This window comes from Rhizobium sp. RSm-3, from assembly GCF_001854685.1.
Lineage (GTDB): Bacteria > Pseudomonadota > Alphaproteobacteria > Rhizobiales > Rhizobiaceae > Rhizobium > Rhizobium ecuadorense.
Map to the genome: position 1 here is coordinate 71,813 of NZ_MAWZ01000060.1, position 16,058 is coordinate 87,870.

Annotated in this window: 19 protein-coding genes; 9 read left to right on the plus strand and 10 right to left on the minus strand. The window is 63.0% G+C overall.

Going from position 1 to position 16,058, the window contains the following annotated elements:
• The gene (gene yddG, locus BBJ66_RS31815; protein ID WP_071093195.1) at nucleotides 1-888 is read right to left on the minus strand and encodes an aromatic amino acid exporter YddG; all 888 of its coding nucleotides are present in this window, start codon (nucleotides 886-888) and stop codon (nucleotides 1-3) included.
• Nucleotides 889-918: 30 nt separating this feature from the next.
• The gene (locus BBJ66_RS31820; RefSeq protein WP_049732437.1) at nucleotides 919-1,695 is read right to left on the minus strand and encodes a DUF3108 domain-containing protein; all 777 of its coding nucleotides are present in this window, start codon (nucleotides 1,693-1,695) and stop codon (nucleotides 919-921) included.
• Between BBJ66_RS31820 and BBJ66_RS34675 the strand changes: the two genes are divergently transcribed.
• The 3 genes from BBJ66_RS34675 (at nucleotide 1,694) to BBJ66_RS31830 (ending at nucleotide 2,986) form a co-directional block, all read left to right on the plus strand.
• Complete coding sequence (locus BBJ66_RS34675) at nucleotides 1,694-1,930, plus strand: hypothetical protein (RefSeq protein ID WP_128146152.1); 237 nt, start codon at nucleotides 1,694-1,696, stop codon at nucleotides 1,928-1,930. The two genes, BBJ66_RS31820 and BBJ66_RS34675, sit on opposite strands and share 2 nt — an antisense overlap.
• A 7-nt stretch (nucleotides 1,931-1,937) precedes the next feature.
• On the plus strand, nucleotides 1,938-2,237 hold the full coding sequence (rpmB, locus tag BBJ66_RS31825) for a 50S ribosomal protein L28 (protein WP_003589938.1): 300 nt from the start codon (nucleotides 1,938-1,940) through the stop codon (nucleotides 2,235-2,237).
• A gap of 113 nt (nucleotides 2,238-2,350) precedes the next feature.
• Nucleotides 2,351-2,986, plus strand: a complete 636-nt coding sequence (locus BBJ66_RS31830) for a VUT family protein (RefSeq protein ID WP_049732436.1) — start codon at nucleotides 2,351-2,353, stop codon at nucleotides 2,984-2,986.
• 5 nt (nucleotides 2,987-2,991) lie between these two features.
• Here the strand turns inward: BBJ66_RS31830 and BBJ66_RS31835 are convergent, their stop codons facing one another.
• From BBJ66_RS31835 to BBJ66_RS31855, 5 genes are all read right to left on the minus strand, one after another.
• Entirely contained in the window at nucleotides 2,992-3,558 is a 567-nt protein-coding gene (locus BBJ66_RS31835) for an ATP-binding protein (RefSeq protein WP_071093196.1), read from the minus strand.
• A 57-nt stretch (nucleotides 3,559-3,615) separates the two neighbouring features.
• On the minus strand, nucleotides 3,616-4,626 hold the full coding sequence (locus tag BBJ66_RS31840) for an esterase-like activity of phytase family protein (RefSeq protein ID WP_071093198.1): 1,011 nt from the start codon (nucleotides 4,624-4,626) through the stop codon (nucleotides 3,616-3,618).
• 16 nt (nucleotides 4,627-4,642) lie between these two features.
• Nucleotides 4,643-6,544 (minus strand): cobaltochelatase subunit CobT, encoded by a 1,902-nt coding sequence (cobT, locus tag BBJ66_RS31845; protein WP_049732433.1) that lies wholly within the window; start codon nucleotides 6,542-6,544, stop codon nucleotides 4,643-4,645.
• A gap of 12 nt (nucleotides 6,545-6,556) precedes the next feature.
• Complete coding sequence (cobS, locus tag BBJ66_RS31850; RefSeq protein WP_049732432.1) at nucleotides 6,557-7,549, minus strand: cobaltochelatase subunit CobS; 993 nt, start codon at nucleotides 7,547-7,549, stop codon at nucleotides 6,557-6,559.
• Nucleotides 7,550-7,858: 309 nt separating this feature from the next.
• The gene (locus tag BBJ66_RS31855) at nucleotides 7,859-8,476 is read right to left on the minus strand and encodes a J domain-containing protein (RefSeq protein WP_049732431.1); all 618 of its coding nucleotides are present in this window, start codon (nucleotides 8,474-8,476) and stop codon (nucleotides 7,859-7,861) included.
• A gap of 102 nt (nucleotides 8,477-8,578) precedes the next feature.
• Here BBJ66_RS31855 and BBJ66_RS31860 point away from each other — a divergent pair, with 102 nt between their 5' ends.
• Nucleotides 8,579-8,863 (plus strand): BolA family protein, encoded by a 285-nt coding sequence (locus BBJ66_RS31860; RefSeq protein ID WP_190238063.1) that lies wholly within the window; start codon nucleotides 8,579-8,581, stop codon nucleotides 8,861-8,863.
• 42 nt (nucleotides 8,864-8,905) lie between these two features.
• On the opposite strand, the gene BBJ66_RS31865 is transcribed toward BBJ66_RS31860, so the two are convergent.
• The 3 genes from BBJ66_RS31865 to BBJ66_RS31875 are packed head-to-tail and all read right to left on the minus strand — an operon-like array spanning nucleotide 8,906 to nucleotide 11,930.
• A complete protein-coding gene (locus BBJ66_RS31865) occupies nucleotides 8,906-10,216 on the minus strand; it encodes an HlyC/CorC family transporter (protein ID WP_082336798.1) in 1,311 nt (436 codons plus the stop codon).
• The gene (aroB, locus tag BBJ66_RS31870; protein ID WP_071093200.1) at nucleotides 10,216-11,343 is read right to left on the minus strand and encodes a 3-dehydroquinate synthase; all 1,128 of its coding nucleotides are present in this window, start codon (nucleotides 11,341-11,343) and stop codon (nucleotides 10,216-10,218) included. Before aroB ends, BBJ66_RS31865 begins: the two co-directional genes overlap by 1 nt.
• Nucleotides 11,340-11,930, minus strand: a complete 591-nt coding sequence (locus BBJ66_RS31875; protein ID WP_049732428.1) for a shikimate kinase — start codon at nucleotides 11,928-11,930, stop codon at nucleotides 11,340-11,342. The genes aroB and BBJ66_RS31875 overlap by 4 nt, the downstream gene beginning before the upstream one ends.
• Before the next feature lie 148 nt (nucleotides 11,931-12,078).
• Here BBJ66_RS31875 and BBJ66_RS35125 point away from each other — a divergent pair, with 148 nt between their 5' ends.
• The 5 genes from BBJ66_RS35125 to BBJ66_RS31900 all read left to right on the plus strand — a co-directional run bounded on the left by BBJ66_RS35125 (nucleotide 12,079) and on the right by BBJ66_RS31900 (nucleotide 16,043).
• Nucleotides 12,079-12,255, plus strand: a complete 177-nt coding sequence (locus BBJ66_RS35125) for a hypothetical protein (protein ID WP_167347748.1) — start codon at nucleotides 12,079-12,081, stop codon at nucleotides 12,253-12,255.
• Between the two features lie 5 nt (nucleotides 12,256-12,260).
• A complete protein-coding gene (xerD, locus tag BBJ66_RS31880; protein ID WP_071093201.1) occupies nucleotides 12,261-13,214 on the plus strand; it encodes a site-specific tyrosine recombinase XerD in 954 nt (317 codons plus the stop codon).
• Between the two features lie 62 nt (nucleotides 13,215-13,276).
• Nucleotides 13,277-14,230, plus strand: coding sequence for an acetyl-CoA carboxylase carboxyltransferase subunit alpha (locus BBJ66_RS31885; protein WP_003589922.1), 954 nt, complete (start codon nucleotides 13,277-13,279; stop codon nucleotides 14,228-14,230).
• 332 nt (nucleotides 14,231-14,562) lie between these two features.
• Nucleotides 14,563-15,813: a L,D-transpeptidase family protein gene (locus BBJ66_RS31895; RefSeq protein WP_071093205.1), complete on the plus strand. Its 1,251-nt coding sequence runs from the start codon at nucleotides 14,563-14,565 to the stop codon at nucleotides 15,811-15,813.
• Nucleotides 15,814-15,818: 5 nt separating this feature from the next.
• Entirely contained in the window at nucleotides 15,819-16,043 is a 225-nt protein-coding gene (locus BBJ66_RS31900; RefSeq protein ID WP_012559148.1) for a sulfurtransferase TusA family protein, read from the plus strand.
• Nucleotides 16,044-16,058: the final 15 nt, after the last annotated feature.

The following is a 16,058-nucleotide window of genomic DNA, read 5'->3' on the forward strand; positions in this document are numbered from 1 at the left end:
TCATTCCGCCGCCACGGCCGGCTGGATCTTGCGGCGGAACATCTCCCGGGCGGCGAGCGCCGCGCCGCCGGTGACGAGCAGGCAGGCGAGCGCGATGCGCCAGCTCGGCTCGGCAAAGCCGAACAGCGTCAGGATCAGCGTCGACAGCAGCGGTGCGGCATAACTTGCCGCGCCGAGGATCTGAATATCGCCGTTCTTGACGCCGTAATCCCAGGCATAGAAGGCGGCGCCGACCGGCAGGAGGCCGAGCCCGGCGACGGCGAGCCATTCGAAACCCGTGGCCGGCCAGACGGTCGTCTCCAGGCCGAGATGGCAGAAGAGCGACAGGATCGAGGTCGCCAGGCAGAAACCGGTGACGACATCGGTGGAGACGGCGTCGAAACGCCGGGTCAGCAGCGAGTAACCGGACCAGGTGAAGGCGCAGAGGAAAGCGGCGGTGTAACCGACGGCATAGGCGCCGTTGAAATCGATGCCGTTGCGGCCGACGATCAGGAAGGTGCCGCAAAGCCCGGCCAGAGCGCCGGCCACATGATACCAGCGCAGCCGTTCGCCCGGCAGCAAGGCCGAGCCGACGACGATCAAGAGCGGCCAGAGATAGGCGATCAGCCCCGCCTCGACCGCCGGCGCGTTTCTGAGCGCGGTGAAATAAAGGAAATGATAGCCGAACAGGCCGGAAATGCCGGTTAGCCAGACCTTGGCCGGCTGCTTCAGCAGCGCCAAGCGTGAGGGATTGAGGATCAGCACGGCGAGGCCGGGAAGGCTGCCGACCGCAAAGCAGACCGCCGAAAGCTGGAACGGCGGCATCTGGCCGGAGGCGGCCGTGAACAGCGCCAGGAACGACCACATCAAAATGGCGGTAAAACCGATCAACGTCGCGCGAAGCTTCACCCGTCCCCCTTTGCCGGAGGATGACCTCCGTCAGCTGCTGCCGTATTTGACGGCAGTGATCGTCACCATTCCATATTCGGTGGGAATGCGCACATAGACCGGAGCATATACATTTGCCGCGTCAGACTTGGCAAACCAGATTTCCATCCGGTCGCTCTTGCTCAGATAGACAATATCCTTGCGGCCCTTCTTGTAGCCCGAGCGCGGCACGAAGCGGACGCCGCAGACGGTGGCCTTGCCCTTGAAGCCGTTGGTCGAAAAATCCTCATCGCCCTTCGGCGACAGCACCAGATCCATGCGCGTCTCGCCGTCGAAGATCGGCAGCGTCTGCGAGCAGACCTTGGTGTCGCCGGTGAAGACCAGGCCGGAGATCGGATCGAGCACCGAGCGCATGTCGCGCGGCGTCACGTCGATCCAGTTCTTCGGCCGCTTCGGCGGCGGGGTCGTCGTCGCCGAGACAATGTCGCCGTTGCGGTAGCTGACCTCGTAGACCCGGGCCTTCTTGCCGCTCTTGTAGTAGAGCGAATAATTCTGCGCTTGCAGCCTGTCGTTGCGCACGACGCCGGTGACGCTGGTTTTGGCCGATATCGTCGTGATCAGATCGGCAAGCCCGGCCGAGTTGATGCTGCCGGCGATCTTATAACTGTGATCGTCCTCGATCTTGGTCAGGAAGGCGGCGCGCGCGATCGGCAGGCCGGCAAGCGTCACCCGATATTCCGTCCGATGCTGGATTTCGGCCGCCGATGCCGGTATGGCAAAAAACGCTGCGATGGCCGAAATGAAAATCCGTCTGCCCGAATGAGCCATGAGTGAAGCCTTGTCTTGCCGCGCGCCGGCAGCCTTTGCTACGGCGCTCTATACTCCTGCCGTGAAGCGAAGAAAACAGCAGCTTTTTGACGGAATTGCGGGAAAGTCCAAGGTTTGGCTTGACGCGCGCGGCCTGCCTGACTATAGAACCGCAACTTTCCAATCATGCCCGTTGGATTGCGCGCCTGGTTTTGACCGGGGATGGCAATTCGATGGCCGACAAAAACAAGAATAGGTGTTCCATGTCCCGCGTGTGCGAATTGACCGGCAAGGCCGTCCTGACTGGTAACAATGTCAGCCATGCCAACAACAAGACCAAGCGCCGGTTCCTGCCGAACCTGTGCCAGGTCACGCTGATCTCCGACGCTCTCAACCAGCGTTACCGTCTTCGCGTTTCGGCTGCTGCCCTTCGCTCGGTCGAGCATCGCGGCGGCCTCGATGCCTTCCTGCTCAAGGCCAGCGAAACCGAGCTGTCGATGCGCGCACGCCTGCTGCGCCGCCAGATCGTCAAGAAGACCGCCGAAGCGGCTGTTGCTGCCTAAGCTTCTGCTCTTCTTTCATACGGCTTCGAAAGGCTTGCACGGATGACCTCCGGTCAAGCCTTTTGTTTTGCCGGTCCGTCTCTCCAACTGGTGGCATCACCCAGGATAAAAAAATGCTGAAGACCCGCTATACCATTGCCTATGTCGCACTGATGACGCTCGTCGTCGTCGCCTCCAATTTCCTCGTCCAGTTTCCGCTGAACGCCGAAGTCGCGGGCATCAACCTGGCCGACATCCTGACCTGGGGCGCCTTTTCCTATCCGGTCGCCTTCCTGATCACCGATCTGACCAACCGCCAGTTCGGCCCGCAGGCCGCCCGCAAGGTCGTCCTTGCCGGCTTCGTTGTCGGCGTGACGCTGTCCTTCTTCACCTCGGTGCCGCGCATCGCGATTGCCTCCGGCTCGGCCTATCTCGCCGGGCAGCTGCTCGATATCGCCGTCTTCAACCGCCTTCGCCGCCAGGCCTGGTGGCGCGCCCCGCTCGTCGGCTCGCTGATCGGCTCGGCGCTCGATACGGTGATGTTCTTCTCGCTGTCCTTCGCCGCGTTTTTCGTCTTCCTCGGCCCGAACGAGCCCTTCGCGCTGGAGGCAGCCCCTGTCCTCGGCGTTTTCGCCGCTGAGGCGCCGCGCTGGATCTCCTGGGCGCTCGGCGATTTCGCCGTCAAGATGATCGTCGGCCTCGTCATGCTCTTGCCCTATGGCGCGCTGATGAACGTGCTGCGGCCGATGCAGGCGGCCCGCGCCAGCTGAGCTAACTACCGACGCCGCCGGACCGCTCCGGCGGCGATGGCAGGATGCAGAACAACCTGCGCCGCCAGCTCGTCGATCTCAAGCGATGAATCGAGCCGCAGCACCGGTGCCATCTGCGTTGCCAGCCATTGCTCATGCGCTGCCAGGCTGCGGCGTTCGGGACCGGCCGTATCGTAGCTTGCCGCCCATGCGAGGAATTGCCCGCTTTTCACTTCCATGTCGCCGCCCGGCCCAATCCTGTCTCCGTATCGGGCGGTCTCGCGGGCGCGGATGCGCATCATCCGAAGCTCCGGCTCGATCCTGAGGAAGACGATCAGATCATAAAGCGGCTCGAGCGGCCCGCCCCATTTCAGCGCCGATCCTGATAGAACCCAGCCGCCGGGCCGGCCCGTCTCCTCGAGCAGCAGCTGGATGCGCTGATCGGCATCCCGCGGCATCGTGAACGGCGGATCGGTCGGCAGCCAGAAGAAGTCGTCGGTGTCGAGATGGGCGATATCGAGCCTGTCGGCGAGCGCAAGACCGAGCGATGTCGTGCCGGAACCGGACGCGCCCATGACATGAATGCGCACCATGATCGTCTCCGAAACAGCTTCCCCGTGCAGCAGGCGAGATAGCCGAGGCATATGACGTCAATTTGACGCCGGTCGCTCCGAGAGCCGGAATTCCAGCATCAGGTTGCGCTGCAGGATCGAATGATTATCGTCCGACACCAGAATGAGATGGGTGGTGCCGTCGGCGGCCTGGAAGGCGTCGAGCCCTTCCATATTGTCGATCTGCGAGTTGAAATTGCCTTCGAGCAGCAGTTCGCCGTCGACGACGGCCCCGGGCCTGATATCGGCGCCCTTGACGCGCCGAAGACGCATGCCGATGCCTTCGGCCATGTTGAAGCGGCGCTCCAGCAGCAGCAGGTCGCCGTTCGGCAGGAAGGCGCCATCGGTGACGTCGAAGCTGCCGTCGCGCACGACCGTAAACCGCCCTTTCAGCGGCCCGCTCAGAATGGCCGCCAGCCGGTTGCCGTCGCTGTCGAGACCGCGTTCGGAGACGATGACCACGCCGCCCTTGAGCGGGCTCGATGCGGGCGCGACGGTGATGGTCTCGATGCCGCGGTTCTCGCTCAGCATCTTGCGCGGAATGAGGATCGGCAAAGTAGCGATCGCGCTCGATTCGGCAAAACCCGGATCGGGGTAGACATCGACGCGGTGATCCTGCTCGAAGGAGACCAGGATCCGGTCGCCGTCCAGCGCCAGGCCCTCGGCATCCATATGCCCCTTGCCCTCGAAGCTGCGCCCGGCGCTGTTCTTCATCGGGGTGATCTCGACATCGGCAAGGCCGGAAAGCCTGCCCTTGACGTCGCGTTCGACACTGCCGGTCAGCCACTGGCCGGTGTCGAGCACCACGACGAAATGTTTTTGATCCGGCCGGAAGCGGATGGAGGAGAGCGAGCCGAACAGCGCTTTGCTGGAGACCATCTCCAGGCCGCCGAGAAATTCCAGCGAGCCGAACGTCGTCTGCGAAGAGCCGATCTTGAAATCGGAGATTTGCCGGCTAATGACCGGCACGTCGCCGGCCCATGCGGGGCAAGCGCCGGCGGCGATGCAGAAAGCGATCAACGCCGCACGGCGAACGCGCTTACCAACCATGTTTCCTTCAGCCGCGTCAGCCGGCACGACGGAGCCGGCCGCCGCGCGGCTGGGTCGATTGATCTTCGAACAGCGATGCGAGCTGCTCGGTCATCGCGCCGGCGAGCTCGTCGGCATCGACGATGGTCACGGCGCGGCGATAGTAGCGCGTCACGTCGTGACCGATGCCGATCGCCAGCAATTCCACAGGCGAACGCGTCTCGATCTGCTCGATGACGGCGCGCAAGTGCCGCTCGAGATAATTGCCCGGATTGACCGACAGCGTCGAATCGTCGACCGGCGCGCCGTCCGAGATCATCATCAGGATGCGGCGCTGCTCGCGGCGTGCGAGCAGGCGGTTATGCGCCCAGATCAGCGCCTCGCCGTCGATATTTTCCTTGAGCAGCCCCTCGCGCATCATCAGCCCGAGATTGGCGCGTGCCCGCCGCCAAGGCGCATCGGCCGATTTGTAGATGATGTGGCGCAGATCATTGAGGCGTCCCGGCGTCTGCGGCTTGCCGCCGGCAAGCCAGCTTTCGCGCGCCTGCCCGCCCTTCCAGGCCTTGGTGGTGAAGCCGAGGATCTCGACCTTGACGCCGCAACGCTCCAGCGTGCGGGCGAGAATATCGGCGCAGGTGGCAGCAACCGTGATCGGCCGGCCGCGCATCGAACCGGAATTGTCGATCAGCAGCGTGACGACCGTGTCGCGGAACTGCGTGTCGCGCTCCATCTTGAAGGAAAGCGCCTGCATCGGATCGATGATGATGCGCTGCAGCCGGGCCGGATCGAGATAGCCCTCTTCCAGGTCGAAATCCCAGGAGCGGTTCTGCTGCGCCATCAGGCGGCGTTGCAGCCGGTTGGCCAGGCGGCCGACCGCGCCCTGCAGATGCGCCAGTTGCTTGTCGAGGAAAGCGCGCAGGCGCTCGAGTTCGGCCGCGTCGCAGAGTTCCTCGGCGGTGATGATCTCGTCGAACTCTTCGGTAAAGACGTGATAATCGACCTTCTCGTTGAAATCGGAGAAAGGCGTGTTCGGACGGCGGGTCTCGCCCGGCGTTTCCGAATCGTCCTCGCCCTCTTCCATCATGTCGTCGTCGGAAATTTCGGCGCCTTCGGTCTCGCCGTCCTCCATCTGCTCGTCGGCGACTTCGCTGTCCTCGACCGGGGCGGCATCGGTGCCGGCATCCTCGTCGACCTCGTCCTGATCCTGCTCGTCGCCGCTCGGCTGGTCTTCCTGATCCGACTGGTCGTCATTGTCGGCGTCGCTGTCGTCGTCGCCGTATTCCTCGGCCATTTCCATGGCCGACAGCATGTTGCGGATAACCTTGGCGAAGGCCTGCTGATCGTTGATCGCGCCCGACAGATTGTCGAGTTCGGCTCCCGCCTTGTCCTCGATGAAGCCGCGCCAGAGGTCGAGCACCTTGCCGGCGGTTTCAGGCGGGCGCTGGCCGGTCAGCTTCTCCCGCACCATCATCGCGACGGCTTCGCCGACCGGTGCGTCTTCCTGGCGCTCGATGCCGGTGAAATTCGCCTTGGAATATTTCTCTTCCGTCATGGAGCGCAGGTTCGACGCCATGCCCTCCATGCGCAGCGCGCCGATCGATTCGACACGCGCCTGCTCGACGACATCGAAGATCGCCCGGGCGTCCGAGCCCTGCGGCGCCATCGTCGCGTGCATCTTCTCGTCATGGCAGGCAAGGCGCAGCGCCATGGAATCGCCGAGCCCGCGGGTGACCGCCAGCTCATGCGCCGTCGGCCGCTTGGAAAGCTCCGGCAGCCGGATGCGCTCGCCGGTCATCCCCGGCCGTTCATTGGCGAAGGTCACCTCGACATCGCCGTCGCCGGCGATCGAGCGCACGCAGCCGGTTATCGCCCGGCGCAAGGGCTCGACGTCGACGGGCGCGCCGGGCTTTGCTTTCGAATTGTCACCGCGAGCTGCCATGATCGGTCGGTCTCAGGCTCCGAGAACGATATTGGCGGCACTTTCCTTCAGCTCGACGCCGAAGGCGCGCTGATAGTGCTCGGCGACCAGAGGACGCTCCAGCTCGTCGCACTTATTGAGGAAGGTGACGCGGAAGGCGAAGGCGAGATCACCGAAGATCTCGGCATTCTCGGCCCAGGTGATGACGGTCCGCGGGCTCATGACGGTGGAGAGATCGCCGTTCATGAAGGCAGCGCGCGTCAGATCGGCGACGCGGACCATCTTCGACACGGTCTCGCGGCCTTCCCTGTCCTTGCCGAAGCTCTTCACCTTGGCGGCGACGATGTTCACTTCGTGATCATGCGGCAGATAGTTCAGCGTCGTCACGATCGACCAGCGGTCCATCTGCGCCTGGTTGATCTGCTGCGTGCCGTGATAGAGGCCGGTGGTGTCGCCGAGGCCGATCGTATTGGCGGTCGCAAACAGCCGGAAGGCAGGGTGCGGCCGGATGACGCGGCTCTGGTCGAGCAGCGTCAGGCGGCCGGAGGATTCCAGCACGCGCTGGATGACGAACATCACATCGGGACGGCCGGCATCATATTCGTCGAAGACCAGCGCGACATTGTGCTGATAGGCCCAGGGCAGGATGCCGTCCTTGAATTCGGTGACCTGCAGCCCGTCCTTGACGACGATCGCGTCCTTGCCGACCAGATCGATACGGCTGACATGGCTGTCGAGGTTGATGCGCACGCAGGGCCAGTTGAGCCGCGCCGCCACCTGCTCGATATGCGAGGATTTGCCGGTGCCGTGATAGCCGGAGATCATCACGCGGCGGTTATGGGCAAAGCCTGCGAGAATGGCGAGCGTCGTCTCGCGGTCGAAGAGGTAGTCGGGGTCGAGATCAGGCACATAGGCGTCGCCCTTGCTGTAGGCGGGAACGCGGATGTCGGAATCGATGCCGAAGGTCTCGCGGACCGAAACGGTGGTATCGGGCAGTTCTGCTATATCAAGGTCGATCTTGCTCATCATGTCTCCAAGGCGGGTGATGCCACCCGGCCATACTGTCTCAGGCCATGTCGCAACCGTGACGCCGCGATTTAATTCCGCGCCCGTCCAGGTCGGAACGTCGGCGATACTTCTCCGGGACTGAAACGAAACCTCGGCGGGATGATGTCCGCATGCGAGCATTCTTGAAAGAGTCCCGGACAAGAAACGCCGCGTCCGGAAGGTCGGCGGAGGCGATGTCGGGAAAACGCACAAATATGAGCCGCGTTTGCCTGCGGCCTCAGCCGATTTGGACCATACCCGATTGAAGCCCAAGAGCAAGGACGGGAATTAACAAAAACCGTTCTGCTTCAACAATTGATAGGCCTGGATGACGGCGCGGAAACGCTCCTCCGAGCCGCGGTCGCCGCCATTGGCATCCGGATGGTGCTTCTTGACCAGTTCCTTGTAGCGGCTCTTGATCTCCGCCGAGGTCGCACTGGCGTCGAGCCCCATCGTATCGAAGGCCTTGCTTTCCAGCGATTTCAGTTTGCGCGCCTGCGGAAAACGCGGCCCGCTGCCCTTGCCGCCTTCCTTGACGAAGCCGAAGGGATCGCGAACGCGGGTATAGGCGCCGGAGCGCACCTCCGAATGCAACGGGCTGTCCTTCGCCGACTTGTTGACGCCGACGGTCCAGGTCGGCCGGTGGCCGGTGATCGCCTCTTTCTGATAGCGGGCGATCTCGCCGTCCGACAGACCGGAGAAATAATTATAGCCCTTGTTGTAGTCCTTGACGTGCTCGAAGCAGAACAAAAAGAACTGGCCTTCCGCATTGCGTCCGACAGGAGCGCGATGCAAGCCTTTCTTGTCGCAGCCGTCCCACTGACAGGTAGGCGGCGCCTGCTCTGCCTCCGGCTGGCGTTTGCGGCGTGTTCGGATGCTATCGAAGTATTTTGAATCAAGTGTCATGACGGCGCTAATTATGAGGCTGTCGCGACGCGACAACAAGAATTGACAAACGGGTTTGTTGCTGGCTTGGTGGGAACCCTTTTCGCGAAGCAGCAAGACCGAATGATGACCCTGCGAACCCGCATCGAAGAAAAACTAGTCGAAGCCTTCGCGCCCGAACGCCTGAGCGTCATCGACGAAAGCCACCTGCATGCCGGCCATCAGCCCGATATCACTGGCACCGGCGAAACCCACATGCGGGTGCGGATCGTTTCGGCAAAATTCGCCGGCCTGTCGCGGCTGGCGCGCCACCGGGCGATCACCGACCTGTTGAAACCGGAACTCGATGCCGGCCTGCATGCGCTGGCCCTCGAACCGGCAGCACCCGGCGAGCCGACCCGCTGGTAGCTTAGCCTATATGGAGACTGATCACCCGCAATCCAAGCCGGGTCAGGACGGTTTTGCGCCGTCTTCCCCGGCCGGGCGGATGCGCAGCTTGGTGATGCGGTTCTTTTCCCGCTTCATGACGACGAAGCGCTTGCCGTAAAAAGTGAAGGCTTGGCGCTCTTCCGGGATGGTCATCGATTCATGGATGACCAGGCCGGCAATCGTCGTTGCCTCCTCGTCGGGCAGGTGCCAGTCGAGCGCGCGGTTCAAGTCGCGGATCGGCACGCCGCCGTCGACGACGACGGAACCGTCGGCCTCCTGGCGCACACCCTGGATCTCGATATCGTGCTCATCGGAAATATCGCCGACGATTTCCTCGAGAATATCCTCCAGTGTGACGATGCCCTGCACCTCGCCATATTCATCGACGACGACGGCAAAATGCTGCTTGCGGCGCAGGAAGGCGTTGAGCTGATCTTCGAGATTGGTGCTGTCGGGCACGAACCACGGCTTCTGCGCGATTTTGACGATATCGAGGTTCTGCGGCTCCATGTTCGGCTCGGCCAGTGCGCGCAATAGATCCTTGGCGTGGACGACGCCGATGATGTTGTCGATCGTGCCGCGCCACAACGGCATGCGCGTATAGGGGCTTTCAAGAATGGCGCGCACCACCGCCTCAGGCGGATCGTCGGCGTTGATCGCCCGCATCGCCGTGCGGTGGACCATGATATCCGACAGTTCGAGCTCGCTGAGATCGAGCACGCCGCCGAGGCGGTCGCGGTCGGCCTTCACCACCGATCCCTCGCGGTGCAGGAGGTCGACGGCGCCGCGCAGCTCCTCATGCGCCGTCAGCATCGATACCTCGCGCGAGAGGTTGATGCCGAACAATGCCAGGATCCGGCGGACGATCGCATTGACGAAGGAGGAAATCGGGCCGACGACGAGAACGAAGAGCCTGGCGGGAACAGCGATCGCAAGCGCGAAACGGTCGGGTGTCGAAATCGCCCAGCTCTTCGGCAGCACTTCGGCGAAGATGACCAGGATGACGGTCATCGCCAGCGTCGCCAGCGCCACGCCGGAACTGCCGAACAGCCCGAGGAACAGGCTGGTGGCAATCGAGGAGGACAGGATATTGGCGAGATTGTTGCCGATCAGCAGCGCGCCGATCAGCCGGTCGCGCCGCTCGATCAGTTGCCGGACGAGACCGGCGCGTTCGTCGCCGTTGACCTCAAGCGTATGGATGCGGCTGCGCGAAACCGCGGTCAGCGCCGTTTCCGAGCCGGAAAAGAAGGCGGACATCAGCACGAGCGCCGTGATCGAAAGGATCTCCGGCCAATATGTCGCAAGAAATGCCAGAGCGCCTTCGACGGTCATCAGGGGTGTTTTTCCCTGAGAAAGCTGATCACCTCGGAGGCCGGAACGTCGTCGGCGACGAAGGACTGGCCGATGCCGCGCGTCAGGATGAAGGTGAGCTGGCCGCTCTTGACCTTCTTGTCCTGGGCGATCGCATCCATCAGCACCTCGGCCGGCGGCAGCTCGCCCGGAATGTCGGACATGCGGGTCGGCAGGCCGACCTCCTTGAGGTGCACCTCGACGCGCCGCGCATCGTCCGGGCTCGCAAGGTTCATCCGTGCGGAAAATTCATGCGCCAGCACCATGCCGATCGAGACGCCTTCGCCATGCACGAGGCGGGCGCTGTCATAGGCGGTCGCCGCCTCCAGCGCATGGCCGAACGTGTGGCCGAGATTGAGCAGCGCCCGCTGACCGTTCTCGCGCTCGTCGGCAACGACGACATCGGCCTTCGCCTGGCAGCTGGCGGCAATCGCCTCGATGCGGGCCGAGCCGCCTGCAAAAACCGCTTTCCAGTTGGCTTCCAGCCAGGCGAAGAAATCCGGCTTGTCGATCAGCCCGTATTTGGCGACCTCGGCGTAGCCGGCGCGGAATTCGCGCTCGCTCAGCGTATTCAGCACGTCGCTATCGGCCAGAACCAGATCCGGCTGATGGAAGACGCCGATCAGGTTCTTGCCGTGGCGGGAATTGATGCCGGTCTTGCCGCCGACGGAGGAATCGACCTGCGCCAGCAGCGAAGTCGGCACCTGCACGAAGCGCACGCCGCGCCGCACGATCCCTGCCGCAAATCCCGAGAGGTCGCCGATGACGCCGCCGCCGAGCGCGATGACGCAATCATTGCGCTCGACGCGGGCTTCGAGCACCTTGTCGCAGGCAGTCATCAGATGTTCGAAGCTCTTGGTCTTCTCGCCGGCCGGCAGGACGACCGCGGCCGAGGCGATGCCCGCTTCATCGAGACTTGCGACGAGCGCCTTGAGATAGAGCGGCGCGACATTTTCGTCGGTGACGACAGCCGCCTTGCGCCCCTTGAGGCGGGAGGCGATCTCGGCGCCGGCCCGCGCGATCAGCCCCGGCCCGATCAGGATATCGTAGGCGCGCTCGCCGAGCGGCACATGCACAGTCTGGACGGCGGCGGAGGGTATCGCATTCATGAGGCTGCATTTTCCTTCTGGGCTTCGATCAGCGCCTGCAGCACCTCGTCGGCCATGATTTCCTTGCGCACGTCGCGCGAGAGCACGGTGAGGTCGGCCAGCGCATAGATCGGGTAGCGCGCGTTCATCAGGCCTTCGAGCGTCTGCCTAGGGTTTTCGGTCTTGAGCAAGGGCCGGTTGTCGCGCTTGTTGACCCGCTCCCAGAGCACGTCGAGATCCGCCTTCAGCCAGACGGAAACGCCGCCCTTCTTGATGTGCCTGCGCGTCCGCTCGTTGATGAAGGCGCCGCCGCCGGTGGAGACGACCCGCGGGCCGCTCCTGACGAGCCGCTTCATCACCCGCGTTTCCAGCGCCCGGAATTCTTCCTCGCCATAGGCCGCGAAAAGTTCGGGGATCGTCATGCGCGACACCCGCTCGATTTCGTGGTCGCTGTCGATGAAGGGAATGCCGAGCTGGCTGGCGACGATGCGCCCCACAGCGGATTTTCCCGCACCCATCAGCCCGACGAGGATCAGATTGCGTGAACCGAGCGCGGCGCGAGCTCTGTCTTTCAGGCTGTCAGCAACGGTCAGCAGTGGTTCACTCATCGGTCCATTCACACTTTGTTTGCAAACCGTATCGACAAATGCAGATGGAGCGTCAAGTCGCGGACAAGGGAATCATGGCTTGAATAGCGCTTCTTGCACTTGCAGATACGCTTCTTATAACAGAAGCAGAGCATGAAGGAGTTGCCGGATGCCGACCCTGTTCCGTTTTCTGTTCGTCTGCGCGATCCTCGCCGGGACGGTCTACGGAGCGATGTGGGCGCTTGTGACCTTCGTCGAGCCCGAGCCGCGCGACGTGACGATCCGCATTCCGTCCGAGCGGGTCAATCCGCCGGCGACGGGCGCGATTGGCACGACCAGGAAGTGACCGGCATGGTGGATCTGAGCCGCGTCCATGTGGAATCCTTCCTGGAGATGATGAGCGCCGAGCGCGGCGCGGCCGCCAACACGCTGCAATCCTATGAACGCGACCTCGAGGATATCCATTCGTTCCTGACCGGGCGCAGCGTGCGGCTGACCGAAGCCGCTTCCGCCGATCTTTCCGCCTATCTCGCCTCGCTCGCCCGAAAGGGTTTCAAACCCTCTTCCCAGGCGCGCCGGCTTGCCGCCATGCGGCAATTCTACAAGTTCCTCTATGCCGAGGGCCTGAGAACCGATGATCCCACCGGCATTCTCGACGCGCCGAAGAAGGGCCGTCCGCTGCCGAAGACGATGGGCGTCGAGGAAGTCGGCAAGCTGCTTTCACAGGCCGAGGCCGAGGCAGGCGATGCGACGCCCGGCCAGTTGCAGCGCCTGCGCATGCTGGCGCTGCTGGAGCTGCTCTATGCCACCGGCATGCGTGTCAGCGAACTGGTTTCGCTTCCCGCCCGCGTGCTCGATCAGGAAGGCCGTTTCCTGATGATCCGCGGCAAGGGCAACAAGGAGCGGCTGGTGCCGCTGTCGCAATCGGCGATAGCCGCGCTGAAATCCTATGGGCGCCTGCTGGCGGCGGAAAGTGCCGCGGCGAAGGCCCCTCAGGAAAGCCCATGGCTGTTTCCAGCCGCCTCGAAGGAGGGCTATCTGCCGCGCCAGGTTTTCGCCCGCGACCTGAAGAACCTGGCGATCCGCGCCGGCCTGACGCCGTCGATGATCTCGCCGCATGTCATGCGCCACGCCTTTGCCAGCCATCTGCTCGCCAATGGCGCCGACCTGCGCGTCGTGCAGGAACTCCTCGGCCATTCGGACATTTCGACCACACAGATCTACACGCATGTGCTCGAAGAGAGGCTGCAGCAGCTCGTCCAGACGCATCACCCCCTTGCCAAACAGGCGAAAAAGCACGAATAGGACCGGCGACAAAGGGCGGAGCCAGGAAAACGCCCCGGGCACAAGGAACGGAAACGCACCTCATGCACAATTATCTCGACTTCGAAAAGCCGATCTCCGACCTCGAAGGCAAGATCATCGAGCTGAAGAAGCTCGCAACGGAAGACGAGAGCATCGACACCACCGATGAGATCGGCAGGCTGGAGGTTCGCGTCCGCGAGGCGATCGTCGAGATCTATTCCAAGCTCAATCCCTGGCAGAAGACCCAGGTCGCCCGCCATCCGCAGCGCCCGCATTTCGTCGACTACGCCAAGACGCTGTTCCAGGAATTCACGCCGCTCGCCGGCGACCGCAAATTTTCCGAGGATGCCGCGATCCAGGCGGGCCTTGCCCGCTTCCGCGGCCAGCCCGTCGCCGTCGTCGGCCAGGAAAAGGGCAACGACACCAAGACCCGCCTGAAGCATAATTTCGGCAGCCCCCGGCCGGAAGGCTACCGCAAGGCGATCCGCATCCTGGAGATGGCCGATCGTTTCGGCCTGCCGGTGATTTCGCTGGTCGATACGGCAGGCGCCTATCCCGGCGTCGGCGCCGAAGAGCGCGGCCAGGCCGAAGCGATCGCCCGTTCGACGGAAATGTGCCTCGGCGTCAAGGTTCCGCTCGTTTCCGTCGTCATCGGCGAAGGCGGCTCGGGCGGCGCCATCGCGATTGCCACCGGCAACAAGGTCTATATGCTCGAGCATTCGATCTACAGCGTCATCTCGCCGGAAGGCGCCGCCTCCATCCTCTGGCGCGATTCCACCCGCGCCCGGGAAGCGGCGACCAATATGAAGATCACCGCCGAAGACCTGAAATCGCTCGGCGTCATCGACGGCATCATTTCCGAGCCGCTCGGCGGCGCCCATCGCGATCCCGACAGCGTCATCGCCGCGACCGGCGATGTGATCGCCAATGCGCTCGGCGAAATGGCCTCCCGTTCCGGCGAACAGCTGCGCAACGAGCGCCGCCAGAAGTTCCTCAATATGGGCCGCAATCTCTAAAGCATGTCGCGCAAAAGTGTGCAGCGGTTTTGCGGCAACGACATGCGCAAAAACAAAGAGCTAAAGCGCAAGGAGCGAATCTGAAAGATCGCGACGCGCTTTAGAAAATCGCTGAGACTTTTCGGCATCATGTCCGAGACAAGTTCGGCTTTCAGCGATTGGGGCCAAATCTTGGCCACATTGATATTATCTGTAGCATTCGCGCTTGCGGGGATGTTCAGGGCACGTCATAGGCTGGTAAGGATTTATAAAGTATAAGCCGTCTATGATTCCGTCTGATGCCCGAACTCCATAGGCGGACCGGGTCGCATTATCTTTATGGGCTAATTTGGATGCGCATACGTTATTTTGCCTATGTTTCCCTCATGGCGCTGGCTCTGACCGGCTGCAATGACGCGTTGGAAACCGCGCAGGTCGATCTCTCCAAGGTCAAGAACAAGGTCGAGCAGCCGCTCCCTGCCCATATCCTCACGGCCATGTCTGCCAAGGGCATGGACCGCAATTCGCCGATCATGATCCGCATCTTCAAGGAAGAAGGTGCCATGGAGATCTGGAAGGCGAAGACCGACAACCGTTTCGACAAGATCGCCGACTACAAGATCTGCGCCTGGTCCGGCCGCCTCGGCCCGAAGGTCAAGACCGGCGACCGGCAGGCGCCGGAAGGTTTCTACGACCTGACGCGCGCCAACCTGAATCCCAATTCGAAATATTATCTGGCGATCAACACCGGCTTCCCGAACCGCTATGACGCGGCGAACGGCCGCACCGGCTCCGATCTGATGATCCATGGCGCCTGCTCGTCCTCCGGCTGCTATTCGATGACCGACCAGCAGGTGCTTGAAATTTACGCCTTTGCCCGCGACGCCTTCAAGGGCGGCCAGGCGACGGTGCAGCTGCAGGCCTTCCCCTTCCGCATGACGGCGGAAAACATGGTCAAGCATCGGCTCGACTCGAGCTACGACTTCTGGAAGATGCTGAAGGTCGGCTACGACAATTTCGAAGTGACGAAGCGCCCGCCCGAGGTGGCCGTCTGCGAGAAGAAATATGTCTTCAACCAGCAGGCAACCGATGGCGGCGCCTTCAATGCCGCCGGCAAATGCCCTGCCATGTCGACGCCGCCGGCGCTGACGGCAGCCCTTTCCGCCTACGGCAAGACCTATGATGCCGATTATGCCAAGGCGATGGGCAAATTCGACGGCATGGCCTGGTACGACCCCTCCGAAGCCGAGCGCAAGGCCGTCGTCGCCAAGACGCGCAAAGGCCGCGAACTCGCTTATGCGCCGACCGGCACCTCGCTGGAAGCCGGCCGCATGGTCAAGGTTGCCGAACTCGAAGACCTGATGGCCAAGCGTACCGCTCAGGGCCTCGCCGCCAAATCAGCGCCGGGCGCCATGCCTGCAGCCGCCGCCCAGCCGCAGACGCAGCCAATGGCCGTCGCCGCCGCGACGCCCGCGGCCATCGCAACGCCCGCGGCCGTGCCGGTGCCGATGCCGAACCCGCTGGCCTATACGGCGCCCGAACCGCAGGAAACCGCTGAGGCCGCAGCAAAGAAGCCGTTCTGGAAATTCTGGGCGCGGAACTGAACGGCTTGAACCCCGTTCTCTACGATCTTCGCGGCCTGAAATGCCCCTTCCCCGTGATCAAGACACGCAAGAAGCTTGCCGCCATGGCAAGCGGTACGCTCATCCGCGTCGACACCACCGACCCGCTGGCGGTGATCGACATGCCGCATTTCTGCAATGAGGACGGCCACGAACTGGTCGAGACCGAAAAGACCGAAACCGGCCACCGCTTCCTGATTAAAAAGGGCTAAAGCGCGTCGCGATCT